This window comes from Microbulbifer rhizosphaerae, assembly GCF_014191725.1.
In the GTDB taxonomy this organism is placed as follows: Bacteria; Pseudomonadota; Gammaproteobacteria; order Pseudomonadales; family Cellvibrionaceae; genus Microbulbifer; species Microbulbifer rhizosphaerae.
On the sequence record NZ_JACHWZ010000047.1, the window covers coordinates 1 to 6325 of the forward strand.

Consider the following 6325-nt stretch of genomic DNA (forward strand, 5'->3'; position numbering starts at 1 on the left):
TACAACCGCGAGGCGATCCGCAATATCGCCCTGCAGTTGAGCGGCGACGCCAACGACGAAACCCTGATCGCCCACCACGCCACCTACAACGCCTTCGGCGAAACCGTGGCGTCGATCGACAACAACGGCAACGCCACCCTGTACGAGTACGACCAGCGCGGCAATGTGGTCAAGGAACTGAAGCCGGAAGCGGACGTCCATGACGAGCAGATGAACAGCTTCCGCGCCCACACCGCCACCGAGTATGGGGTGAATGCGTTCGGCGAAAAAGTGATGGAGAAGGTGGGTGTCGAGGCCGGTGCCGGCGCCACCACTGCGACTAAAAATGCGGTGAATGCCTATAACCTGTTACACGAACAGATCCGCCTGCAGGACTACCAGGCCGGCCTGCTGATGGCCAGCCAGGACGGTGAAGGTTATTACGACACTCAAGCCTACGACCAGGCCGGCAACCTGAAAGGCAGCAGCCAGCTGGCCTACCGCGTCGGCGAGCGCGGTGCCGGCACCAGTGCGCTCTACTACCAGGTGGCCTACCACTACGACGCCAACAACCAACTGGTGCGGATGAACCGCTTCCAGGACGGTACCCAGGCGATCGACTACGCCTTCGGTGGCCTAGTGCCCTCCTACGACGAGTGGGACTACGACGAGTTCGGCAACCGCATTCGCCACCGCAACGCCCTCTACGGCGAGACCAACAAAATCCTGAGTGCCAGTTTCGACAGCACCGGCGTGGCCAGCAACAGCGGCACCATCGGCCAGGAGACCTACCGCTACGACGGCATGGGCCGGGTACTGCAGTACAAGAGCTACAGCGGCCAGATCACCGACTACGCCTACGCCTGGACCGATGCCATGACCCGCAACGTCCTCGCCGCCGACGGCCAGCAGGCCCAGGGCCCGGCCGACCAGGTCCAACTGGGCGGCTACATCACCTCCATCGCCAAGGCCGGCATGGGCGGCATCGTGGATACCGACTGGAACCAGTCCTCCCAAGAGGATGTACTCTCCGACGCGGTCGACTACTTCGGCAAGGCCGTATGGCACGACGACCTCGGCGGCCACCGCATCGAGTACGCCTACAACTACGCCGGCTGGCTGTCCCGCCAGACCGGCAACACCGCGCTAAGCGGCAACGCCACCTGGGAGACCCGCAACAACCAGGACATCCGCTACACCTACTACCATAACGGCAACCTGTTCCGCACCTACGACTACGGCAACAACGGCCTCGCCGACGGCGACCAGACCGCCGCCAACAGCGGCATCGCCCCCGCGGTCACCGAATACCGCTACGACAAGGCCGGCAACCGCACCGGCGAGCTCTACTACCGCTCCAACGACCTCTACAACAACCTCGGCCGCGTCGTCTACCAGCACAGCACCGCCCAGTACGACGAACAGGGGCGTATTCACAGCATCGAAGGCTACGACGAATACGGCAACGCCTACCAGATCGACTACACCTTCGACGCCTTCGGCAACAGAAGGAGCGTATCCAGCGTCTACGACGGCCGCTACGTCGACAACCTGGACGGCACCATCCAGGGCAAAACCCAGTCGTTCTACTACACCTACGACAAAAACAACCGTTTTACCCTCACCCTGGGTGAGTTCGAAAACGGCCAGATAGTCCTGGGCAAAACCGGCACCGCCATCACCTACAACGGCCTCGACCAGCGTTACCTCGCCACCCGCGCCAGCGACGGCAGCATCCGTGAGAAATACGCCTACGACGCCAACGGCCGCCTGGCCGCCGTATACATCGACCAGGGTGGGGTGGACGAGCAGGGCGAGCCCATCGGCTTCAAGCTGCGCGGCCAGCGCATCAACAACGACGCCGGCCAGGTCACCGCCTACTTCGAGTACGATTCCGCCGGCAAGCGGTACAGCATCACCCAGAACTACCACAACGCCGACGGCACCCTGCTCGGCTACCAGACCACCCGGTACGACGAAAACGGCCTCGCCACCGACGAAGTCACCCGCAGCCGCAACACCTTCCTCGGCGACGGCCAGACGGTCAACACCACCGTCACCAGCGCCTATCCGGAAGACGGCGGCGCCGCCACTGTTACCACCCTGTATAACAGCTACGAGAAGTGGGACACCTACAAAACCAAATCCGTCGTCATCAGCGCCGACAACAAAGACCTCGCGTGGGAACAGCGCGCCAACTGGGAGAACGGCGAGGCCTACTACACCTACGACTCAAACGGCCATATCCGCCGCGTGTATGACGTCGAAGGCGAACGCGCCATCGCCTACGTCACCGACAAAGAAGGCCGCACCCTCGTGCGCGAAGAGATCAACGACAGCGGCCAGAGCGCCCTCGGCCGCGAAATGCGCCACTTCTACTACTTCAACGGCCACGCCGTCGGTGACGTCGGCAACGACAAGGTGCCCAGCCGCTTCGACTACGTCAAAGCCCTGGCCGACGCCGAAGGCGCCGGCAACCGCCACCTCAACGACAACGGCGACCACGTCCAGGCCGTGCAATCGGCGGACTTCGACCAGAACTTCCAGCCCATCAACCCCAACTACCCCGCCTCCAGCTACAGCAGCTACGAGGCCCAGGGCGGCGAAACCCTGCAATCCATCGCCGCCATGGTCTGGGGCGACGCCAGCCTCTGGTACCTGCTCGCCGACGCCAATGGCCTGAAGGGCGACGAAGTACTGACCAAGGGCCAGCGCATCGAAATGCCCAACGTGGTCACCAACATCCACAACAACGCCGACACCTTCCGGCCGGTGGATGGCGCCCTGCAGATGGGTGACACCAGCCCGACCTTGCCGGATGTGCCGCCGCCGCCGCCGGCGGATGATGGCTGTGGCGCGGTCGGCATTATCGTCTTGGTGGTGGCCGCGGTAATTTCCGGCGGTGCTGCACTGGCAGCTTATGCGGCAGTATCTGGAGCCATTGGAGCCATTGGAGCCCTCGGGGCCTTTGCAGGTGTTACTGGTTTCGTAGCTGGGGTTGCTGCGGCCGGCATAGTCTCCCAAGCCATTATGCAAACCGGCGCCATCGTTGCCGGCTATCAAGATGGCTATTCCTTCAGTTGGAGAGATGTGGCGAAAGACGGCCTGATCGCCGCCGCAACCTTCGGTATTGGTGAACTGGCAGGTGTCGGCGACAAAACCAAAGGCCTGGCCGATGCGAAAAATGGTCTAGCAGCGGCACAACAAACGAAGAACGCCGCCGAAATTGCCCGCTACACCAACCAAATCGCCAAAATGGAACAGAGCTTGAGAGTGACTCGGGCCGTGGTGGCCGGTGCCAGCAGTATTGCCAGCCAAGGAGTCAACAAAGCTTTTGACAGCGAATATGAGTTCAAGTGGGAATCTGTCGCAACCTCCGTTGTTGGCTCCTACGCATCCGACTGGGTCATGGGTGAAACACCCGCTGGCGAATGGGGCAGCTCTGTACAGGTTGTCACTTCATCGGCGATTACCGCTGGGGTGAGAAAACTCACCGAGAACGAGAGCTTCGACTGGGCCAATGTGCTTAACGATGCGGTGGGTAACTCCATAGGAAATACTATCGGCTCTGGCATTGCCGAGAAGATCAACGCCTGGGGTTATGGACAATCGGGGCAGGCACCATTAGGGGAGCCAACGGAAGCCGGGGCGGTGGCTGGTGCGGAGAAAACCAGCAGCGCGGAACAGCGCCTCACCGAACAAACCGATGCGCAAATGACCTCGATCGACTCGTCTTGGGGTGGCAAAGAAGGTGCCCTGGAAACCGTGACCGTTACGGCGAGCATGAGTGACCTCGCGGCGAAAGGGGACTACTGGTCCTTCGACAGCATCATGCAGCGACAGTTTGACGTCTATCGGCAGGCAGCAAGCTACAACGACCGGTTGGACGAAAAGCTGGCTGGGTATCAGCGGCGGACCGAGCAGGCCAGGGCCAGTGTCCAGGCTACTTGGGATAACTTCCGTGCGGGTGTTGCTGAGGCTGCTGCCAACTCCCACTTTGGCAGTGTGGGCGGGACTGATTTTGCAGAAGAGGTGGCGGCCTATCAGAGCTATTCTGAGTGGCGCCTGCCGCAGATAGAAGCCTATGAAACCCAGTTTGGTCCGCGCAACAATGTGGGCGAGTGGGGCAAGGATTTGCTTGATATCACCGCTACAATGGGCGGCGGCGGCGCGCGCTTCGCATTGGAAAGTGGAACGGATATACTCGGTCTGGCCATTGAAGGCTCCTTGATGTTCTCTCCCCTCGCGCGCTCTCAGTGGGGCGGAAGCGGCTTTGCATTGTCGGAATCGATAAAAAGCTGGGGAATGGAGCAGGCAGCGGGTATGGAGCCCAGCCCCTGGTCCGGCGGCTACTTGAGTGAAGAGCTACAAACCGCTTACATGGGGGCTAGCGCCATTATTGGCCTTGGGGAGCTGACGGCGGTTTCCAAGGCGGGGGTGTTGGCTGGTGTTAGGAGGGTTCCAAACGACGCGGATGATTTTGTAACCTTCTATCACGGAACATCACCAGAGAGCGCGAGCCAAATACGCCTTAATGGAATTGACCTTGCAAAATCCAAACCTCTTAATGATTTTGGTGATGGGTTCTATATGACCACATCACGAGCAGATGCTATTGAATCTGCAAAGATGGTAAACCTAAATCAGGAAGTTCTGGAATTCAGAGTTCCAAAATCAGAGTTGGATAATCTTAATATTTTAAAATTTGATTATCCAAATCAGGAATGGGCTGACTTTGTTAGCATCAATAAACAGCTAGATGTTCCTTATTTACCACCCAAAGAGTGGTCTCCAACAGGATTTGATATTGTAGAAGGACCACTCTTCAGAGGGATGAGGCGTGATGGCACGCTTAGAAATTGGGTTGAGCGGGCCGATCAAACTAGTATCCATACCGATGTCGCTGCCGAATTGTTTAATCGATATTTAGTTCAATAGAGGTGTTTATGGATTTGAAAATTTCTTCAGATGATGACGAGGTTTTCTTATTTGAACGCGTGGTGAATCACTTGCAATCATCCTATGGATATTCATGTGATGAAGCTGTTCGTTTGGTTAATGAATATTATGCGAACTTTACTGATGTTCATTATTGTAGTCAGCATGGTATTCCTGTGCAGAATGCTGACTTTTTCTCACATATCGAGGCTTTAGGTATGGCTGATAGGGTTCACTACTACCAAGGGCTGAAAAATGCTCCAGATGAAAAATCGTTCATTGAATGGCAGAGGAGAATTTGGAAATGACAAGAGGTGTAAAAGTTTAAGTGGCTGTTTTAATTGAAGCGTTGTCTGTTGTTATTCGTTGCAAAGCGATTGTTAAAAACTATTATGGAGGTGTAGATGCTTTTATGTCTGCTCTTCCAAATAAAACTCTTTGCTCAGATGGCGAGTTAGCTTGCGTTAACTTTATGGTTCCTAAAGATGTCCAAGCTTATGTTGAATATTTGATTAGTAACGGATTGACTTTTAAACAGTCAGATGAAGCTATAGATATAGTCGTTGTCGATCAGATGCGTGGTATGACTACTGATTGTGATTGGGCGGATATTGGAGAAGCTGATTGGAATAACAATCCCAATCATGTGATAGTTGTGTGCTGCGCTAGACCGACAAAAGTGGATCGTATTGTCGTGCCAGAAGGCTGGGGATATGAAGAGTCTTTGAGCGCGAACTGTAAATATGTTGATGGAAAACAAGTTCCAAAAAACTTGAAGTTCGTTAGAATTGAAAATGGGGTAGATGTTCTTCTTGACGAAAAAACGGGTCAAGAGTTTTATGTTCGCCGTGGATAAAACCGACATTTAAAGTAATTGGGGTAGACATTCATGGACACTCACCAAATAGACATTCATGGACACCCACCAAATGACATTCATGGAAATGGGGACATTCATGGACACCCACCAAACAAAAAGCATTCAGCGCCACCGTTATTGCAACTTCCGCGAATTGACGCAAAATACTGGCTATCCATCCACCTGTACGGATAGCCAAACATGGGGCTCCCGTGCAAAGCCCTCATCTCGCTTGAAACCACACCCTATTACCATTGCGTCCCCGCTGCGTGCGCCGCGCCTTCTTGTGCGCGGTCTTTCACGGGGGCAGGTCTTTATGATCAATTTCTGCTACTTTCGTTCCCGATATTTGCTATCTTCGGGGTCGTTAAATTATACTTTGTACTGATTGTTCCTCAATGGATCAACAAGAAAAATCTCCTCTTCCTCGAACTCGATTGCGCAGCCGGTTAAGTGCATCTTTATGTAATTGAGCAATTCTGGATTTGCTCAAATCAAGAATTTCTGCTATCTCGGAAAAACTTTTATCTTCGACATAACACATCTGGA

At 55.4% G+C, this 6325-nt stretch carries 4 protein-coding genes; 3 read left to right on the forward strand and 1 reads right to left on the reverse strand.

Going from position 1 to position 6325, the window contains the following annotated elements; genetic code table 11:
* The 3 genes from FHS09_RS22175 to FHS09_RS22185 form a co-directional block, all read left to right on the forward strand.
* Nucleotides 1-4917: DUF3990 domain-containing protein (locus tag FHS09_RS22175; RefSeq protein WP_183464046.1), on the forward strand; the 4917-nt coding region annotated here is incomplete at its 5' end.
* A gap of 8 nt (nt 4918-4925) precedes the next feature.
* The gene (locus FHS09_RS22180; RefSeq protein ID WP_183464048.1) at nt 4926-5225 is read left to right on the forward strand and encodes a hypothetical protein; all 300 of its coding nucleotides are present in this window, start codon (nt 4926-4928) and stop codon (nt 5223-5225) included.
* A gap of 20 nt (nt 5226-5245) precedes the next feature.
* Nucleotides 5246-5773 carry a hypothetical protein gene (locus tag FHS09_RS22185; protein WP_183464050.1) on the forward strand — a complete coding sequence of 176 codons (528 nt, stop codon included), beginning with the start codon at nt 5246-5248 and terminating at the stop codon, nt 5771-5773.
* 406 nt (nt 5774-6179) lie between these two features.
* On the opposite strand, the gene FHS09_RS23480 is transcribed toward FHS09_RS22185, so the two are convergent.
* Complete coding sequence (locus FHS09_RS23480; RefSeq protein ID WP_425487786.1) at nt 6180-6320, reverse strand: sigma factor-like helix-turn-helix DNA-binding protein; 141 nt, start codon at nt 6318-6320, stop codon at nt 6180-6182.
* Nucleotides 6321-6325 lie beyond the last annotated feature (5 nt).

What these genes read in the sequence shown, in the direction of transcription:
- FHS09_RS22180 (WP_183464048.1), top strand. Translation starts at nt 4,926, where the DNA reads ATGGATTTGAAAATTTCTTCAGATGATGACGAGGTTTTCTTATTTGAA.
- FHS09_RS23480 (WP_425487786.1), bottom strand. Translation starts at nt 6,320, where the DNA reads ATGTGTTATGTCGAAGATAAAAGTTTTTCCGAGATAGCAGAAATTCTT.